The sequence below is a fragment of the Spongiivirga sp. MCCC 1A20706 genome, assembly GCF_046524175.1.
Classification (GTDB): domain Bacteria; phylum Bacteroidota; class Bacteroidia; order Flavobacteriales; family Flavobacteriaceae; genus Spongiivirga.
In genome coordinates this window covers 450,355-469,755 of record NZ_JBEFZF010000002.1, presented here as the reverse complement: position 1 = coordinate 469,755, position 19,401 = coordinate 450,355, and the positions used below count along the sequence as shown (strand labels likewise).

Annotated in this window: 18 protein-coding genes; 6 read left to right on the top strand and 12 right to left on the bottom strand. The window is 36.1% G+C overall.

Going from position 1 to position 19,401, the window contains the following annotated elements; translation table 11 throughout:
* From ABN763_RS06230 to recO, 6 genes are all read right to left on the bottom strand, one after another.
* A complete protein-coding gene (locus tag ABN763_RS06230; protein WP_410484576.1) occupies positions 1-792 on the bottom strand; it encodes a HEAT repeat domain-containing protein in 792 nt (263 codons plus the stop codon).
* A 5-nt stretch (positions 793-797) separates the two neighbouring features.
* Complete coding sequence (locus tag ABN763_RS06225; protein WP_410484575.1) at positions 798-1,331, bottom strand: RNA polymerase sigma factor; 534 nt, start codon at positions 1,329-1,331, stop codon at positions 798-800.
* A gap of 122 nt (positions 1,332-1,453) precedes the next feature.
* Positions 1,454-1,837, bottom strand: a complete 384-nt coding sequence (locus tag ABN763_RS06220) for a TraR/DksA family transcriptional regulator (RefSeq protein WP_410484574.1) — start codon at positions 1,835-1,837, stop codon at positions 1,454-1,456.
* A gap of 4 nt (positions 1,838-1,841) precedes the next feature.
* The gene (ileS, locus tag ABN763_RS06215; RefSeq protein ID WP_410484573.1) at positions 1,842-5,240 is read right to left on the bottom strand and encodes an isoleucine--tRNA ligase; all 3,399 of its coding nucleotides are present in this window, start codon (positions 5,238-5,240) and stop codon (positions 1,842-1,844) included.
* A gap of 111 nt (positions 5,241-5,351) precedes the next feature.
* A complete protein-coding gene (locus ABN763_RS06210) occupies positions 5,352-7,904 on the bottom strand; it encodes a TonB-dependent receptor domain-containing protein (RefSeq protein WP_410484572.1) in 2,553 nt (850 codons plus the stop codon).
* Positions 7,888-8,607: a DNA repair protein RecO gene (recO, locus tag ABN763_RS06205; protein ID WP_410484571.1), complete on the bottom strand. Its 720-nt coding sequence runs from the start codon at positions 8,605-8,607 to the stop codon at positions 7,888-7,890. The genes ABN763_RS06210 and recO overlap by 17 nt, the downstream gene beginning before the upstream one ends.
* A 134-nt stretch (positions 8,608-8,741) precedes the next feature.
* Between recO and ABN763_RS06200 the strand changes: the two genes are divergently transcribed.
* From ABN763_RS06200 to ABN763_RS06185, 4 genes are all read left to right on the top strand, one after another.
* On the top strand, positions 8,742-10,292 hold the full coding sequence (locus ABN763_RS06200; protein ID WP_410484570.1) for a hypothetical protein: 1,551 nt from the start codon (positions 8,742-8,744) through the stop codon (positions 10,290-10,292).
* The gene (locus ABN763_RS06195; protein WP_410484569.1) at positions 10,289-10,684 is read left to right on the top strand and encodes a hypothetical protein; all 396 of its coding nucleotides are present in this window, start codon (positions 10,289-10,291) and stop codon (positions 10,682-10,684) included. Before ABN763_RS06200 ends, ABN763_RS06195 begins: the two co-directional genes overlap by 4 nt.
* A gap of 216 nt (positions 10,685-10,900) precedes the next feature.
* Entirely contained in the window at positions 10,901-11,233 is a 333-nt protein-coding gene (locus ABN763_RS06190; protein ID WP_410484568.1) for a hypothetical protein, read from the top strand.
* 101 nt (positions 11,234-11,334) lie between these two features.
* Positions 11,335-12,036 carry a thioredoxin family protein gene (locus ABN763_RS06185; RefSeq protein WP_410484567.1) on the top strand — a complete coding sequence of 234 codons (702 nt, stop codon included), beginning with the start codon at positions 11,335-11,337 and terminating at the stop codon, positions 12,034-12,036.
* A 47-nt stretch (positions 12,037-12,083) separates the two neighbouring features.
* Here the strand turns inward: ABN763_RS06185 and gdhA are convergent, their stop codons facing one another.
* The 4 genes from gdhA to ABN763_RS06165 form a co-directional block, all read right to left on the bottom strand.
* The gene (gene gdhA / locus ABN763_RS06180) at positions 12,084-13,427 is read right to left on the bottom strand and encodes an NADP-specific glutamate dehydrogenase (RefSeq protein WP_410484566.1); all 1,344 of its coding nucleotides are present in this window, start codon (positions 13,425-13,427) and stop codon (positions 12,084-12,086) included.
* A gap of 195 nt (positions 13,428-13,622) precedes the next feature.
* Positions 13,623-14,780 carry a cystathionine gamma-synthase gene (locus ABN763_RS06175; RefSeq protein ID WP_410484565.1) on the bottom strand — a complete coding sequence of 386 codons (1,158 nt, stop codon included), beginning with the start codon at positions 14,778-14,780 and terminating at the stop codon, positions 13,623-13,625.
* A gap of 108 nt (positions 14,781-14,888) precedes the next feature.
* Positions 14,889-16,139 carry a cation:proton antiporter gene (locus ABN763_RS06170; RefSeq protein ID WP_410484564.1) on the bottom strand — a complete coding sequence of 417 codons (1,251 nt, stop codon included), beginning with the start codon at positions 16,137-16,139 and terminating at the stop codon, positions 14,889-14,891.
* Position 16,140: 1 nt separating this feature from the next.
* Positions 16,141-16,599, bottom strand: a complete 459-nt coding sequence (locus ABN763_RS06165) for a DinB family protein (RefSeq protein ID WP_410484563.1) — start codon at positions 16,597-16,599, stop codon at positions 16,141-16,143.
* A 70-nt stretch (positions 16,600-16,669) separates the two neighbouring features.
* Here ABN763_RS06165 and ABN763_RS06160 point away from each other — a divergent pair, with 70 nt between their 5' ends.
* Both ABN763_RS06160 and ABN763_RS06155 read left to right on the top strand, forming a co-directional pair.
* The gene (locus ABN763_RS06160; protein WP_410484562.1) at positions 16,670-17,020 is read left to right on the top strand and encodes an arsenate reductase family protein; all 351 of its coding nucleotides are present in this window, start codon (positions 16,670-16,672) and stop codon (positions 17,018-17,020) included.
* A gap of 9 nt (positions 17,021-17,029) precedes the next feature.
* A complete protein-coding gene (locus ABN763_RS06155; protein WP_410484561.1) occupies positions 17,030-17,920 on the top strand; it encodes a DMT family transporter in 891 nt (296 codons plus the stop codon).
* On the opposite strand, the gene ABN763_RS06150 is transcribed toward ABN763_RS06155, so the two are convergent.
* On the bottom strand, positions 17,917-18,405 hold the full coding sequence (locus ABN763_RS06150) for an acyl-CoA thioesterase (RefSeq protein WP_410484560.1): 489 nt from the start codon (positions 18,403-18,405) through the stop codon (positions 17,917-17,919). The two genes, ABN763_RS06155 and ABN763_RS06150, sit on opposite strands and share 4 nt — an antisense overlap.
* A 21-nt stretch (positions 18,406-18,426) precedes the next feature.
* Positions 18,427-19,401, bottom strand: coding sequence for a lipid A-modifier LpxR family protein (locus ABN763_RS06145; RefSeq protein WP_410484559.1), 975 nt, complete (start codon positions 19,399-19,401; stop codon positions 18,427-18,429).

The window sequence follows — 19,401 nt, the reverse complement described above, 5'->3', positions numbered from 1 at the left end:
TTAAATGATTGATGGTAACCCCATTTTTACTTGATCTTTTACGTAGGTGGGGGTATCCTCTTCTTGTAAAAGACGCTCCATGGATTTTATAGCTCCTTTTTCTTGAATACTTACTAATATTTCGATTAAGCTTATTTGAAGACCAGGGTCTTCTTCACGATCGAGCGCTACGATTAGCTCATCACGAACCAATTTCTCATCGGTAAATTTTGACAGTGCTTCGATGGCAGCAAGCCTTACGTTTGCGTTATCATCAAAATGCATGCGCTTTATTAAAGCATCCAGAACTTCGTTATTAGGTGTTTGTACCTGATTGACAAAATGCACTCCTTGTACGCGTTTACTAGCCGACTGATTTTCAACCAATGCTAACATCATAGATTGTTTCATTTTTTCAGTCTCCTGAACAAGGCTTTCCATCTTATCCTGATTTTTCTGTTGCTGCTGGTATTTACCATAGGTGAAACCAGCGAATACAAAGGCAACCACTGCTGCTACCTGCCAAACATTTTTCAAAACGTTGTTTTGGGGTTTATGTTGATTTAACGAAACTACGCCATCTTGCTTTTGCTTCTCTTGTTCTAACATATTATAGAACCCTTCGGACAATTTTTTTGAAGGAAGAATCGTATTGACTTTTTTAAAAGATTCTTCTAATTGTGTAAGCTTATTTAGCTCGTTTTGAAGATCGGTGTCTTTTGCTAAAAAGTCTGCTATTTCCTTCTCCTTTTTTGTTGATAGATTACCTTCCAGATAATCAATTAACATTGATTTTATTTCTTCTTTTTTCATAATCCTTACTCTTGAAAATAAAATGTCTTTAATTTTTTTAATGCTCTATGCACTTTCACCTTTACCGCTCCGGTAGTACTCCCCATCATTTCAGCAAGCTGATCATATTTTACCTCTTGTAGTCTGTTCAATACAATAAGCTCTTTATCTTGATCATCTAACTTATTAAGTACTTCACTTAAATGCGATAAATCGTCCAGCTTAACATTATTTTCTTCTCCTAACTTATAACCAACATCGTCAAGACGGTCTATCTTCTGTTTCTTTTTTCGATAATGATTACTTAAGCTATTCCTTGCTATGGTAAATATCCATGAAATGAATTTCCCACCATGGTAAGACGACCGATACTTAATAGCTTTATAAAAAACCTCTTGTGTAACATCTTCACTTAAATCGCGATCGCCATTCGTCATTTGACACAAAAAATTAAATATGCGTACATGATATCGCTCAAAAAGAACACTCATATTATCTAAATTCCCGTTAGATACGGCAGTCATTAATTCTTCGTCAGTTAGTTGGCTCAAAACCTTCATTTAAGTTGGTTACATTACTATATAGTCCGTTTTTTAGGAAAGGTTACATCGAAACATAAAAAAAGTGCCTTTCTAATCAAGAAAAGCACTTTTTTATTCAATTATAAGCTTTATTACTTATATTATTTTTGCATGTTTTTTGCTTCAATACTCAAAGTAGCATGTGGTACTAACTTTAATCGCTCCGGATTAATTAGTTTTCCGGTTACTCTGCAAACACCATAGGTTTTATTTTCAATACGAATCATCGCGTTTTTTAAATCACGTAAAAACTTTTCTTGTCTAATCGCCAACTGCGTATTTGCTTCTTTTGACATCGTTTCTGAGCCTTCTTCAAATGCTTTGAATGTTGGAGAGGTATCATCGGTACCATTATTTCCGTCATTCATATAAGCGCTTCTCAATAATTCAAGGTCATGCTCAACCTTTTTCATTTTATCTTCTATCAGTGCTTTAAATTCATCAAGCTCCTTATCTGAGTATCTTACTTTATCTTCCGTTGCCATAATTTCAAAATTTTTCAATAAATAATTTGGTATTTATCTCATCAAAAGCAATTTCTATTCCATTAGTAATAGTCTCTTCAAAATCTAGTACGGCAGTTAGTGTTTCTGCCTTAATGTACCCTAGATTAGTAGCTACTGCTTTCTCAATTTGTTCATTTTTTTCTAACTGAACTTTAATTTGATCAGTTACTTCAAAACCAGAATCTTTTCTTAGGTTTTGAATTCGGTTCACCAATTCTCTGGCTATACCTTCTTCTTTTAATTCATTAGAAATTGTTACATCTAATGCAACTGTTAATGATCCTGAATTAGCCACTAACCAACCTTCAATATCCTGTGAAGTAATCTCTACTTCGCTTAAGCCTAATGTAATACTTTTTCCATTAATTTCAACAGCTATCTCGCCATTTTGCTCGATTTTTACGATTTCTTCCTGTCCGAAACTTTTTATCGCGTTGGCAATCAATTTCATATCTTTTCCAAATCGAGGCCCAAGTACTTTAAAATTAGGTTTTATCTGCTTTACCAAGATATCAGATGCATCATCAAGCAACTCAATTTCTTTTACGTTAACCTCTGATCTAATCAAATTTTCAACCGCAAGAATCTCTTCTTTTTCAGATGCATCTAGCACAGGAATCATGATACGCTGCAATGGTTGGCGTACTTTTATCATTTCCTTTTTTCGTAACGATAATACTAGCGAACATATTGTCTGCGCTTTTTGCATTTTATGTTCTAATGCCTGATCAATCATCTTAGAATCAAAAACAGGGAAATTCGCTAAATGTACACTTTCAAACCCTTCCTTATTTGTAGCTGCATTTAAATCTTTATAAAGTCTATCTGCAAAAAATGGAGCTATAGGAGCCATTAACTTTGCAACTGTATTCAAGCAGGTATATAACGTTTGGTATGCTGAAAGCTTATCTTGACCATAGTCACCTTTCCAGAAACGTCTCCTGCTTAAACGAACAAACCAATTACTCAAATTTTCTTGTACAAAATTGGAAATTGCGCGGGCAGCTTTGGTAGGTTCGTAATCAGCGTAAGCTTCATCAACTGATTTTGTTAAGCTATTTAGTTCTGATAGAATCCAACGATCAATTTCTGGTCTTTTATCTAGTGCTATTTCTTCTTCTTTATAAGTAAACCCATCAATATTGGCGTACAGGCTGAAGAAAGAATACGTATTATATAAGGTGCCAAAGAATTTACGACGTACCTCAGCAACACCTTCAAGATCAAACTTTAAATTATCCCACGGATTCGCATTAGAGATCATATACCATCTAGTGGCATCTGGGCCATATTGTTCTAATGTAGAAAATGGGTCAACCGCATTACCTAACCGCTTTGACATTTTTTGGCCATTCTTGTCTAATACTAGTCCATTGGAAACTACATTCTTATAAGAAACCTGATCAAAAACAAGTGAACTTATTGCATGTAATGTGTAAAACCATCCCCTTGTCTGATCAACACCTTCCGCGATAAAATCAGCTGGATAAGACTTGCTATTATCGATCATATCCTTATTCTCAAACGGATAGTGCCATTGTGCATAAGGCATCGAACCGGAATCGAACCACACATCAATCAAATCGCTTTCGCGTTTCATTGGTTTTCCTGAAGCAGAAACCAATGTAATAGCATCAACAATATTTTTATGAAGATCAACCTTATCATAGTTATCTTCTGACATATTCCCAACTTCAAATTCAGTAAAGATATCCGCCTTCATTAATCCAGCTGCAACCGATTTTTCCATTTCAGACTTTAGCTCTTCGATAGATCCTATGATAATTTCTTCTTTACCATCTTCTGTTCTCCAAATTGGAAGCGGAATTCCCCAATAACGAGATCGAGATAAGTTCCAATCGTTTGCATTTTTCAACCAGTTACCAAATCTGCCCTCGCCGGTAGACTTTGGCTTCCAATTTATAGTTTCATTTAATTGATGCATCCGATCTTTAATCTCGGTTACTTTAATGAACCAAGAATCTAATGGATAATATAAAATGGGCTTGTCGGTACGCCAACAGTTGGGATAACTATGAACATACTTCTCGACCTTAAATGCTTTGTTTTCCGTTTTTAGTTTGATGGCTAACTCAACATCTACTGACTTTTCCGGTGCTTTGCCATCTGCATAGTACTCATTTTTTACATACTTACCCCCAAGATCACCCATGTGTTTAGTGAACTTTCCTTGAAGATCGACCAACGGCACTAAATTATCATTGTCATCCTTTACCAACATAGGCGGGACCTCAGGATTTGCCTGCTTAGCCACCAAAGCATCATCAGCGCCAAAAGTTGGCGCTGTGTGAACTATTCCTGTACCGTCTTCTGTAGTCACAAAATCACCCGCAATTACCCTGAATGCATTTTCTGGATTGTCATTTGGCTGAGCATAGTCTAAAAGCTGCTCGTATTTGATTTCAACAAGGTCTTCCCCTTTAAATTCTTTTACGACATAAAATGGGATTTTTTTATCCCCGTCTTTATAGTCAATCAGCTCAGGCTTTGATTCAACCTCATTATATTTTCCGCCGAACTGTTTACTCACTAAAGATTTAGCAAGTACCACATTCATTGGTTTGAATGTATACTGGTTATAAGTCTCAACCAATACATAATCAATTTTTGGCCCTACCGTAAGTGCTGTATTACTAGGCAGCGTCCAGGGTGTGGTCGTCCAAGCCAAAAAGTAAATATCACCTTCATTACGAAGAAATTCAGGTAAGGTTTCTTCCTTTGCTTTAAATTGAGCTACTACAGTAGTATCAGTAACATCCTGATATGTTCCCGGTTGATTTAATTCATGAGAACTAAGCCCAGTTCCCGCCTTTGGTGAATATGGCTGGATGGTATACCCTTTATAAAGTAGTCCTTTATCATAAATCTGCTTTAGCAACCACCATACACTTTCCATATATTTTGGCTTATAGGTAATGTACGGATCATCCATATCAACCCAATAACCAATTTTACGGGTCATATCATTCCAGATGTCTGTATAACGCATCACCGCTTTTTTACAAGCCTCATTATACTCTTGAATGGATATTTTTTTACCAATATCTTCTTTGGTAATTCCAAGCTCTTTCTCAACACCAAGTTCTACTGGCAACCCATGCGTATCCCAGCCAGCTTTTCGTTTTACCTGATAGCCTTTCATCGTTTTATAACGAGGAAAAATATCCTTGATCGTACGCGCCATTACATGGTGAATACCCGGTAGGCCATTGGCAGACGGAGGTCCTTCAAAAAATATATAAGGTTCAGCTCCTTCACGCTCGGTTATACTTTTAGAAAAAAGGTCATTCTCCTCCCAATAAGAAAGGATTTCTTCTGCTACTTTCGGTAGATCAAGTCCGCTATATTCGGTAAACTTCATGCCTTAAAAATCAATCGCTTGTTAAGAAGCGCGAAATTAAGGATTTTGAGTGAAAAAGACGCTGAAATCGGATCAAGTAGCAGTTAAATTGATCCTATAAAATTTAATGGTCTAAAAGTTAACCGAAGCCATCACCCTAAAATTTCTTCCAGGGGCACTAATTCCTGATGCAAATTCTCGATAATGACGGTCAAAAATATTGTCCATCGATAATTGTATTCTTATTGAAGATGTAAGGTTATAAGCCACAGCTGCCCCTAAAGTATTCCAAGAGGGTAGGCCGGCAAATCGATCTACATCTTCAATTGCATCAGCATTAATTAAAGGTGTTTCTTCTAAACCATCTTCTCCACCTTCGCTAAAATCTTCTGGGTTTTTATTTCCAGAAAACCTCCAATACAGTTGAGAATCAATCCTATTTTTTGTGTAATTCAAACGCGCGCTCCCAAACCAGGGAAGAATAGATGGTAGTGGGCGATTACCATCAAAAATGCGACCGGCCGTATAGGTGAGATTACTTTGAAAGCGAAGATTTCTAACAACCTGGGTATTTATGTCAAATGTCCCCCCAACAACATACGCATTTCCTAAATTTGCATTTGCAAGTGTAATATCTTCATCTCCGTTAAAGATGATCGTGTTTGGGTTATCAGTGGTAGTATCACCTTCTACCACAAAAGGAGCTCTACCAATGACGTTGCGAAGCCACGTATAATAGGCAGTAAGTGAAACAATATTGGACTTTTTGCCCAGAAACTTGGTAATACCCACCTCACCGTTATAAGCAAACTCAGGTTCAAGATCTGGGTTTGGTATTGTTAAAGTACCCCCTTGCTCTCTAATTTTTCCAATGTCATCAATATTTGGTGATCTGAATCCACTAGAGAGAACAGCATTTAGTTGCCATTTAGAGCTGGGTCTAAAAACATATCCTAACGTTGCGGTAACAGCATTGTTACTGGTCGTAACCCGATCCAGATTGCTATCGACTAATGCCTGATCATTCCAAGCAGCTTTTAGCTTTGTAAAGGTGTATCGAATTCCAGAATTAAAGGTCGAAGTGCGGTTAATATCCTGTCTATAATTGGTATATGCCGCTGCTGTGGTATACGTACTACCATCACTAGGGTAACGCGTAGAAATCAGTTGTCTAGGTTGTAATCCAATTATTCGATTTCCTTGTAAAATAAGCTCTTCCGCAAAGGCATTAGATTGTACATCGTTATGGGTAAACTCTACTCCATAACTCAAATTTCTTTTCTCTCGAAGGTCAGCATAAAAGTCAGCATTTAAACTATATACCTCAACATCCTCAATTTGGCTTTCTCTGGTAATACTGTTAAAATTTCTTTCGATTCTCGATTCTTCAATACTTTGAAACGCAGCAGTAATTGTTCCTTTTTTCATCCATTTTTTACCCGGATTGAACTGTAACTGCGGTGAAATTAAGAAGCGTTTTTGCGGACCGTAATCCCATCTAGCAAAACGAAGCGTGCCATCACGAAATTCTGCTAACCTGTCAAACCTTGGAATATTTGAGGACTCAGAAAACTGAATATTCAAACCAAGACTGGTTCGATGATCAAGTTTCATAACAAACTTCTGAAGTACATCAAATTGGTCATATCCAGTTCCTTTTTGTTCATTAGGATTTGGATTCACAACCGGATCTGGATTATAAAACTCTTCAGTATTATTTGAATATAAGTTTACCAACCCCCAGTCTTCAAAACCATGTTTTCTACTACGTCCCATTCGTATGTCTCCAAATCTACTAAACGATACGTTGGTAAATGAAGCCCATCTACCAAAACTAAATTCTAGATCCAAGCTGTTCGTATATTCTTCAGTTGCTTGACTATATCGACTTATGAAACCTCCTGAAAATGGTTTAGTGCTATTAATTTTTGGGGTTTTTGTATAATAATGAACCACCCCACCTAACGCATCGGAGCCATAAATAACGGATGACGGCCCAAAAACAACTTCGGTACGTTCTAATGCATTCGGACTTATTGTAATTGCATTTTGTAGGTGTCCAGATCGGAATATGGCATTGTTTAACCTTACACCATCAATAACAAGTAATACTCTATTCGCCTCAAAACCTCGAATAACAGGACTGCCACCACCACCTTGTGATTTCTGAACTCGTATTCCTGGAGCTTCGACCAATAAATCAGCACTTGTTTGTGGAGCCGTCCTTTGAATAGCCTGAGTAGAAAGCACTGCTATTTTCTCAGCAATCCTTGTTTTAGTTTCTCCAGTTTTTGAAGCTGATAATACTACCTCATTCAGCCGCTCAGTCTCTGGAGATAGATATACAATAAATCCGTTCCGGAAATAGCGTGCTTTAGCAATTGTTTTTTTTACAAAGCCTAAATGTTCAAAAGTTATCTCCTCACCTAAATCAAATTGAGACAGATCTGCTTCTCCCTTTTCATTGGTAATTGTGCTTTTTGATGCATCTATATTATAAATAGCAACACCAACAAGTGGTTCATCTTCTACTTGATCTTTTACAGTAATCGTTTGGGAGAAAACCAATAAGGGGGAAAAGAATAAAAAGAAGAACAAAATCAGCTTTCCCCTAGCCTTTTTTGCTAAGAAACTTAGCCGGCAATTTTCAGGAAAATTTAGAGAAAAACTAATTAAAAACTTCATTTAAAACCGCTAAAGATCTGGGTTTTCTAAATCCCTGCAAATGTAACTCAAAATATTCAATTAATATCGTAAGTAACTGCTGTCTGTCAGTGCTAGAAAACCTTGTAGCATTTAATGCATCAAAAGTTGTACCCAACAGTCGTTTAAAGAGTGTTAAATTTTTATCAGATATCGTATGTAACTCAAAAGCAGACGAAGTAAAAGCTCCATCTAAAAGACTAAAGGCGGGCAATTCTGCATCATTTGTATCCGGATAAAATCCTAAATACCGAGTCAGGTTTAACAAAAAAAGCATATGGAAATTGGCTACCTGATCATGCGCATCGAGCCATTGAAATGCCATTTCCAAATATTCGAATAACGATTGATTGACTTCTTCTTCAACAATAGAGACATTCAACATCTCTGATAAAAACATGGCAATGGCTCCTTTCTTAATGTCGGTATGAACTGTTTTATAAGCGTATGCTGTTTTTACTTCGCGAATGCTTTCTAAAGTACCTTTATTTTTGTGATTGGCTTCTAGTATTAATTGCGACAACGGTTGAAAATATGCCACCTTTAACTTCCCTTTTTTAGATTTTAAAACCCCTTTAAGCAAATACGATTTTAAACCCGCTTCTTCAGTGTAACACTTAACGATTAAACTAGTATCGCCGTATTTTAATGATGAGATTACGATAGCTTTTGTTGTGATCTGCATGAATTTTTAGGTATAAAAGTCAAAAATAATCTTGTTTTAGATAAAAAGTTGGAAAATTATGCGTTTTACATAAAGCCTTAGGTAAAAGAGAAAATAATTTATTATTTTAGAGCACAACTAAACAATATTCAAACATGAAATCTGCTTTCAAAATACTTCTAACAAGTCTAACCCTTCTAATTATACTTAATGGTTGTAGTGACGAAACTGTTGAAGTATCTCCCGATAATCTAAGATTCGAGTTTTCTGTAAAAAAAGGGAATCTTACCAATTTTACATCTTATTCTGATGATTTAAAAACAGGCGTTAGTCCATTTGCGAAGTCTTTGAAAGAGAAAAGTAATAATTCAACAAGCAGGGATACATATTCAGAATTATATGATTTCTATTTAGACACTACCAATGTTCAACTAATCGATAATGGCTATTTAAAGAGTTATGCAATGCCAATTGTAAGAGAACATTGGGAAAATGGGTTTCTTGAGAATTACATTATAACTTTCTATCAAGATGGAAGCCATACACAATGGATTGTCAAATATAAATACGACAATTCCTATCCTAATGGTTTTGATATGCAAAAAACTGAAATCACGGTAATTGATGACCCCAATCTCTTATCCTTTGGCACTTCCAGAGGAGATTGCCCACCACACCTTGTTGAGTATAGCTGGGATGATAATGCAGGAGATTGTATTGAGTTTGATTGTACATATGGTGGAGAGCATCCTTACGGGGATAATAATTGTGATGTTTCGCCAGGTCATCCTGACGCCGCTAGACGAGTATGTTTTGGAGCATGGGTGGTGTCCGGGTGTGCCCAAACAGGTGGAGGAAGCAATGGTGGTCAAGACCCAACTAGTGGAAGTGGAGCTGGAAGCGGAGGCGGCATCGGAGGTGATGGCGATCCTGATGAATTTTGTATGGAAGATTGTCCACCGGTAATTCCTATTCGAGGTCCTGTAGCAACCCCTTGTAATACACCAGGCGGGTCAGGGTTTGTAAATGCGGATGGAGAGTGTGTGGTTCCTGATCAAATATTGAAAGATTCCTCTTTTGAAAATAGTAAAGCTGATTGTGTTTACGAAAAGTTAAAGGCTAACTCTTCTGGGTTTGCAGGAGCAATTCGTAATTTCGATGGAGACTTTCCAGTTGCACATTTAAAATTTACAATAGACAATTCTTTACCCAATACCACCAATGCTCAAACCTCCGTACCTTCTCAATTTTTAATTCAAATAAGTATTAATGGGAACACATTGTCCAATAGGACTGTGCTTGGTTTGGCTCGAACTTTGATACATGAAACTATACATGCGGAAATGTATCGAAAAGTGAAATCTGTAAATAATCAAATTAGCATTACTGATTTTCCTGGAATTTATGATTATTACACTAGGCATATAAAAAATTGGCAGCATCAACAAATGGCAAATCACTATATTGATGTTATTGCAGATATGTTGCAGATGTTTGACGGTAATAGTAAACCCAGACAATATTATGAAGATATTTCCTGGGTTGGGTTATATAAAATCCGGGATCAAAATAATCCAGGACCTGATTCTAACCCTAATTATATTAATACTGATGGATGGAATGCCTTAACAGTATCTGAACAACAAAGAATTTTGAATACTATTGCAACTGAAAAATTGAACGGAAATAAAAATTGTACACCATGAAAAACTTACTGAAGCTATTTTTTTTCTTATTCGTAATTACATTTTCTTATGGCCAAAAAACTTTCGCTCACGTTTCATTTAATTGTTACGAGGAAAAAGATGGTAGAATAATAAATAATGGCTTAACAACGGAGTTTTTCAGCCAAGGACAACATTTCATTTCAGAAACAAAACCTTTGGAAATAACACATAGCGTAATTGAGGACAATAATATTCTAACCATCAAGGACTTTCTGAATTTAGCAAGTAAAGAAAGATTAAAAAGACAAAAAAAGAATGTTGCAAATATTATTTTCAACGATCAGGTATTCAAGTCTATTTATTTGTATTGTTATGATAATGGTAAATTTTATAAATATCAAGTGAAATGGGTTGAAGAAATTAGCGATTAAAAGTTTTAAAAAATCCTATTTTACTATTCTATATACTGGACAAAAATAAGGACATTGTTTATTCAACATTCTGAAAAAAATAAGGTTACGATACAAAATTCAACTCCTAACGATAAATCTCTCCTTATAATCAGAATATGCTATGATTAATTTACAAAATGGAATACTAAAAATAATAACTCCTTATATTTTGTTGAACATATTGGCAAAAAGTAAATGAAACAAATACTACTAATATTCATACTATTAACTTCACTTTCCTGCGGATTTAATAGAGTATCAAAAAAAATCAGAACAAATGATTTTTCTAAAGTAATTTGTGATACAATAGTGCCTAAAAAAGATGGAAGCTATGCGGTTTTCATTTTGAAGATGAAAGCTGAAGTCAATGATTCAATTAAGATCAAGTTCGTTGACGAACTTATTTTTAGTGGAAAGATTGATACAACTATTAAAGCTGACTATTACGGTAGAGTTAAGGTACCTGTTAGTTTCAATCCTTATAAAGCTACAAAAGGTTCGGTTGATATAGAATTCAGCATCTTGTAGATGTAGAATGATGATTAAATAATAAAATGAAATCTCTCTCATTTACAATAAACAGCATATCGAATAGCATCCACAAGCTGGTATTATTATTAGTTTTACTGTTGTCTCAATTTATTAATGCTCAAATAGCATGGAAAAATGATCTAATCGAAGCCAAAAAAATTGCACTCCAACAAAACAAGCTTCTACTACTGGATTTTACTGCAGTATGGTGTGCCCCTTGTCGCAAAATGGATAAATTTTTATGGGAGTCTAAAGAAATGGAAAAAATTGACAATAATTTTATTTATGTAAAAATCGATATTGACCACCAACCGCATTTAAAAAAAGAGTTTGAAATTAGCAGTATTCCTGTTGTGCACATTATTGATGCAGCAGGAAATAGAATATGGAGTAAAAAAAGTTTCACAAAATCTTCAGATTACACAAAAATACTTCGCCAATTTCCTAGTCACACTTTAACACTTTCTAAAAACCTAAAACCTATATTAGAAAAAAGGTTAAGCAGTATGGCTTTTTACAACTTGGCAAGATCTTATCAAGGACTTGTATACAAATTATATGATAAAAAAATTAGCAAATATTTTAAGCAAATTAGTAATAGCTTCTTCAATCAAGTGATTGAAAAAAGTAACAATCAACACTTAATTGTGAGTTCTAAGCTAAATATTCTTTTAAACGAAGTTTATTGCGGTAGGGAAAAACAGGTTAGAAAGGAACTTTCTTTAATTGAAATAGATATAGGTGATGACAGATCTGCAAATTTGAAAAAACAAATTGAAGAACTTATCGCTAGCAAATAAAAAACCCCGCTTTTCAGCAGGGTCTTTCCTTATACTTGTAATGAGGTTTAAACCACCCCTTGTGCTAACATCGCATCAGCGACTTTTACAAAACCGGCAATATTGGCTCCTTTAACATAATCGATATTACCATCGTCTTCTTTGCCATACTCAACACAACTAGCGTGAATATCTGCCATGATTTGCTTTAGCTTTTCATCAACTTCTTCGCGAGTCCAGTTAAAACGAAGTGAGTTTTGTGTCATCTCTAAACCAGAGGTAGCTACCCCACCGGCATTTGATGCTTTACCGGGTGCGAATAAAATTTTTGCCTTTTGAAAAGTATGCATCGCTTCCGGAGTACTTGGCATATTAGCGCCTTCGCTAACGCATATACATCCGTTATCTAGTAAGGTTTTTGCATCATCACCATTTAATTCATTTTGCGTAGCACATGGAAGTGCAATATCGCACTTAACTCCCCAAGGAGTTTTTCCTTTATGGAATTCTGCTGATGGATATTTATCACAATATTCGTGAATACGACCCCGTTTTACATTTTTAAGCTCCATTACAAAAGCCAACTTCTCTTCATCAATACCATCCTTGTCAAATATAAATCCTGAAGAATCAGAAAGTGTAACTACTTTAGCACCTAATTGAGTTGCTTTTTCTGCTGCATACTGAGCGACGTTTCCTGAACCAGAAATAACGACTGTTTTGCCGTCAAATGATTGGCCTTTGGTATCTAACATATTTTGAGCAAAATATACCGTGCCATAACCCGTTGCTTCAGGACGAATTTTTGAACCACCCCAAGTAAGACCTTTACCCGTTAATACTCCAGTAAACTCATTTCTCATTTTTCGGTACATTCCGAATAAAAATCCGATTTCACGGCCTCCTACACCAATATCACCGGCAGGTACATCTGTATTTGGACCGATATGACGGAAAAGCTCGCTCATAAAACTATGACAAAAACGCATAATCTCATCATCAGATTTCCCCTTAGGGTCAAAATCAGAACCTCCCTTACCGCCACCCATTGGAAGCGTTGTCAAACTATTTTTAAATACTTGCTCAAAGGCCAAGAATTTTAAAACACTCATTGTTACTGTTGGGTGAAAACGAAGTCCGCCCTTATAAGGACCAATGGCAGAATTCATTTGAATGCGATACCCACGATTTACATGTATTTCTCCATCATCATCTACCCAAGGTACGCGAAACTGAATAGCGCGCTCAGGCTCAACCATTCGCAATAAAATGTTTTTACCATTATAAATCTCTTGTGAAGCAATATAAGGTATCACCGTTTCGGCAACTTCTTGTACCGCTTGTAAAAATTCAGGCTCATGCGCATTCCGCGCACGAACCTCTTCCATAAATGCATCGATCTTAGCTTGCATATGTGTGGTTGATTATTGGATTCGTAATTATTGATTAAAATTTGGTTGCAAAGATATGGTATTGATAAAAAATGTATTCGATTTTTTTCAAATTAATAATTACCCATGTGGAATTACTTTAGAAAGGTCCTAAAAATCAATTCTCATTTCAGTATTGACACTACAATATAGTTTAAATAATTGATAAACAGATTATTAGCCTATAGCCTGCTTTAAATCATCGATAAGATCATTTACATCTTCTATGCCAACACTTAAACGGATAAGCGAATCGACCACCCCTGTTTTCTCTCGCTCGGCTTTCGGTATTGATGCATGCGTCATGCTAGCCGGATGGCCCGCAAGACTCTCGACACCCCCTAAAGACTCGGCCAGAGTGAAGATCTTTAAATTTTCGACAATTCTAATCGCCTCATCATAATCATTGCCTTTGGTTACGAAAGATATCATACCACCAAAATCATTCATTTGCCGCTTAGCTATATCATGGTTTGGATGTGTCTCAAAGCCTGGCCAATACACTTTCTCAATCTTAGGATGGGTTGATAAAAATTCAGCTATGGCTTTGCCATTTTCGCAATGACGTTGCATACGCACGTGCAATGTTTTAATACCTCTTAAGACCAAAAAACTATCCATAGGGCCGCATACCGCTCCGCTTGCATTTTGAATAAAATACAATCGGTCCGCTAAATCTTTATCTTTCACCACCAATGCGCCCATAACCACATCACTATGCCCACCTAAGTACTTTGTAGCAGAATGCATCACAATATCGGCGCCAAGATCAAGCGGTTGTTGCAAGTAAGGAGTTGCAAAAGTATTATCAACTGCAAGTAAAATGTTATGCTTCTTAGCAACCGAAGCTACTAACTCAATATCAATAATATTCATCATAGGGTTGGTCGGTGTTTCAACCCAAATAAGCTTGGTATTTGCGTTCACATAGTTTTCGATATCTGATGCATTTTCCATTCCTATAAAATGAAACTTAATCCCAAAACCTTCGAAAATCTTTGTAAACAAGCGATAGGTACCTCCATATAGATCATTAGTAGAAACCACTTCATCTCCAGGCTTTAGTAACTTAATAACAGCATCAATTGCGGCTAGCCCGCTACCAAATGCCAAACCAAAATTCCCATTTTCAATACTCGCCAAACTTTTTTCAAGTGCCGTTCTGGTTGGGTTAGCGGAACGAGAATATTCAAAACCCTTATGACCTCCGGGAGTTGTTTGCGAATAAGTACTTGTTTGATATATAGGTGGCATTACTGAACCATAAGCAGGGTCTACATTATCTTGACCACCATGTATTGTTTTTGTATTGAAGTTTGTTTTTTCTGAGCTCATTATTGTGTTTTTAACGCTGCAAAATTACATTTATTTAATGGGTTCACATACTCCTAATCTTGCAACTTAGTTCCCGTCTTTGTGTAATAAAAATCAAACTCCTTACAACTACGATTTTGAACTGTTTACTATACGCTTAACTAGAGGACCAACAGTTAAGCCTTGAGCAATGATAGAAAACACAACAATAATATAAGTAACGACTAAAAATAGTTCTCTATTCATATCTGTTGTTAAGCTCAAAGCAAGTGCAATTGAAATACCACCTCTTAGTCCGCCCCATGTCATAATCAGATTTGTTCTTGGGACAAAATCCAATTTTTTGGCATAAAACGTAATAGGTAACCACAACGAAATATATCTTGAAAGTAAAACAAGTGGAATACCAATCAATCCTGCCACGACGAACTTACCTTCAAAAGTTAGCACTAGAAGTTCCATGCCTATCATCACAAACAAAACCGTGTTTAAAAGCACATCGATCAGCTCCCAAAATTTATCGACATAAGCTTCCGTTATTTCTGACATTGCACTACCTCGAATAGTATCATTGCCGACAATAAGTCCCGCTGTCACCATTGCTAATGGGGCAGAAACATGTATTTTGTGTGCCAACAGGGTTCCGCCCATGACCGCCGCAAGTGTAATAATAACCTCTACATCATAATTATCGATTGCTTTCATCATCTTATAAGTCACATAACCCAATCCTGCGCCTAAAGCAATACCTCCTAATACTTCTAGGCCAAATAATTTTGCTACCTCTATAAAATCAAATGACACTTCAGTAGATTTTGCGATCGAAAAAATGGTAAGAAAAATTACGACTCCAACTCCGTCATTAAAAAGTGATTCTCCGACTATTTTGGTTTCCAACTTCTTCGGCACGTTGGCCTTTTTTAAAATTCCTAGTACCGCTATGGGGTCGGTTGGTGAGATCAAAGCCCCAAACAACAAACAATAAATAAAGTCGACAGGCAAGCCTATCAACTTCATAACCATGAACATCAATCCGCCTATTAAAAAAGTAGAAGCCAAAACACCTAATGTCGCAAAAATAAGGATTGGTTTTCGCTGCACTTTTAACTGCTCAAAATTGGTATGCAAGGCTCCAGCAAAGAGTAAAAAACTTAGCATACCGTCAAGCAAGACCGTTTTAAAATCTATTTGCGAGATAAATTCCTTCTCTTTTAAAAGTAGCGTTTCGTCAAAATATCCCAATGCAAGAATAAGCAAAGTAAAAACGATAGTGATCACCATTAAACCGATGGTAATTGGCAGTTTTAAAAACCGAACATTTACAAAACCGAATAAAGCCGATAAAACGATTAATATCGTTGCGATTGAATAGTAATCCATTTTAAGCGGCTTTTAGCAAAGCCATTATAATACCAACGTGCACTCCTTCATGAAAAAGATTAAAACTAATAGCGTCGTCAATAGTTGTAATGTCAGAATTTGTAGTTGCGATATGAAGCCCTTTGTAATCTTTCAAATCGCCATTCTCATAGTCTTTAATAGTCTGTTCTAAAGTAGAAAAAACCAGTTTTTTTAGGTCTTCAACCTCATCTTTTGTTGCATCACGTTCCGGTTTTGTTCCTTTTTTATAAAGTGATATGAAATTGGCATCAACAACCATCGGACGTCCCGCTAAACCCTGAATAATGCCTTGTTGAGTCGAAACGATATGACCAATATTCCAGATAATATTATTCTTAAATCCCTCCGGGATATAATTAAGTGTTGAAAGTGGAATTGTTTTGAGGTAGTGGTACAACAATTTTCTATTTTGCATTGTTGTTTCTAAGACAAAATTCATCTGTTATTTTTTTATAAATATAACTGAATTTGACCTAAATGAATTTTCTTTGTAACGCAAAAATTGACCAATGAAAAAAATATATCATTTAGGCTCTTGCAGCACTTGTATTAGAATTATAAAAGAACTCGATCTTCCTTCAGATTTCGTATTACAGGATATAAAAAAGGAGTCTATCTCGGCCGATCAACTAGATGAAATGAAAACCTTGGCCGGAAGTTATGAAGCTCTGTTTAGCAAACGTGCGCAACTATACAAGCAAAGAGATCTTAAAAATCAAAATTTAGGAGAAAAAGACTTTAAAAATCTCATTTTAGAACATTACACTTTTCTAAAAAGACCGGTGACGATAGTAGATAACCAGATTTTTGTTGGGAATAGTAAAAAGACCGTCGAGGAATCCAAAAATGCCATTCACTAAATAACTGTAATGAGCAAACGCACGCTTGCCATTTTAGCTGCTCTTGGTGCAAATCTTATCTATGCCATAAATCATACGGTAGCGAAAGATGTGATGCCAACCCATATTAAACCATTTGGTTTTATTCTGCTTCGTGTTTTAGGTGCTAGCTTTTTATTCTGGTTAATTAGTATTTGGGCGCCAAAAGAAAAAATTGACAAAAAAGATTGGCTCAGAATTATGGGCGGTGCATTTTTTGGCATGTGCCTTAATATGTTGGCATTTTTCAAAGGTCTGAGCCTATCAACGCCTATTCAAAGCTCGATTGTTATAACCATAACTCCTATTGTAGTGTTTATTCTTTCTGCTTACTTAATAAAGGAAAAAATAAAGGGATTGAGATGGTTTGGTATTTTCATGGGATTTGCCGGGGCTTTAACCTTAATCATTTTTGGCCAAGAGCTACGAATGGATGCCCCAAACATTCCTTTTGGCAATTCACTTTTTGTTGTCAATGCAATTGCCTATGCCTTTTACTTGGTAATTGTTAAACCGCTCACCGCTAAATACCATGTATTTACATTAATGAAGTGGTTATTCCTGTTCGGGTTGATAATGAATATTCCTGTTACCATATCAGAGTTTTTAGAAGTGCAGTGGTCATCCCTGCCTTTTGACGCCTCGTGGAGAATGGCATTTGTAGTTCTGGGAACCACGTTTACAACGTATCTGTTAAATGTATATGCGCTTACAAATTTAAGAGCTTCAACAATTGGGGCTTTTGTGTATTTGCAACCACTTATGGCTATAGCCTTTGCCATTATTGTTGGGGCTGATAGCTTAAACGTTGTTAAAATAATTGCAGCGTGTACCGTTTTAATAGGTGTTTACTTAGTTACTAAAAAACCAAAAGAAGGCTAAGTAAGGTCTTTAGGGAATTTTGCTTCTTTTCGGGTATCTTCTTTAGTAAGAATCCTAAAATCATCTGTATGGTGCAGCTTATCGACAATTGCGAGCAGTTCCTTTGGTAAGGCTGTAAGTTTTCTGGTTTTTAGGTCGATCCAAGAGCCTAGCATATTTCCATACGTCATATTTCGCCCGTTTTCATCATAAAAATTATGACGAAACTCGTAGAACATACCATCCTCAGACATTCCTCCTAATTCCATGGTAACACGAATCACCGATCCTGCCATTACTTCTCTAAAATAATACACATGCTCATGAAAAACGATTGGGCCCAAGTTGTACTGTTGCATTTGTTTTTGGCCAAAACCATTCTCCCCCAAAAAACTCATTCTGGTATGAGCCATAAATACAATATATGAGGAGTTTGCCAAATGCCTGTTAGCATCAAGATCATTCCAACGAATGTCGAATTCTTTATAATAGACTGAGTTGAGCATTTTAATAATGAAGATTTAAATTTAAAACCTAATACTACCTTGCAAGCGACCATAAATATGGGTGCTGTTCTTCACAACTTTACCATATTCCCAAGTAAAAACTAGTCCAAGACTAAGCCAATCTTCTGAGAAATAAACCCCGTGAATCATGGTTACATACGCATTGCTAAGATCGTCAATTTTATACGGACTGTTCGACCCTATTAAACTTCCCTGAGCTGTACCATCGAAAGCAACAAGTCCTAAACCGATTTTTGATTGAAAAAAGAGCTCTTCTTTCGCAGGATCAGCTAGTAGTTGATTGTTAAATGAGGCCGTTTTATTCATGGATTGAAATAATCCTAATCGAAAACCAGCCATTGGCAATGCATCAATGTATAAATTACCCACCCGAGCTTGTGCACTCGTAAATACGTTAAACGTACTTGCTTCAGGATATAGATCGTATACATACTCGCCCGAAACATTTAATAATAACTGATCAGGATTTTGAAATTGCCATCCTTCATATTGCAAATCATCAGAAATATTTTCATGCCAATATAGTTGCAGCGCTCCTGCTTGTGAAGATGGCCCCATGATTCCACCTAAGACGCTTAACTTGAAAAATGATCTTTGAAAGCTATAGGTAGTACCTAATTCTGCATATAATAATCCTGACCAAGGCCTATCAAAATTTTCAGGACCCTCCACTTCTAGGGTTGCTGCAAATTTTTCGGCATTTGAGGAAGTATACCCTTCAATACTGACATCGATTGAGAAAAAATAATCTGTTTTATTTAAAAAAAGCTTTTGTAGGCCTAAAAAATTCCCCTTTTTAAACTGATATCCAAGTTTTGCTCCAAACGAGTAATACCTATCAAAATCTCTTCCAGGAACAAAAATATCATTATCGGTCGAAAAACTAAGCTGATTTTTATAAGCTGTAGTATCCTGTGCGGAAAGATGAAAAATGCTAGCTATATAAACCAGCAACAACTTTAAAAATAATCGCAA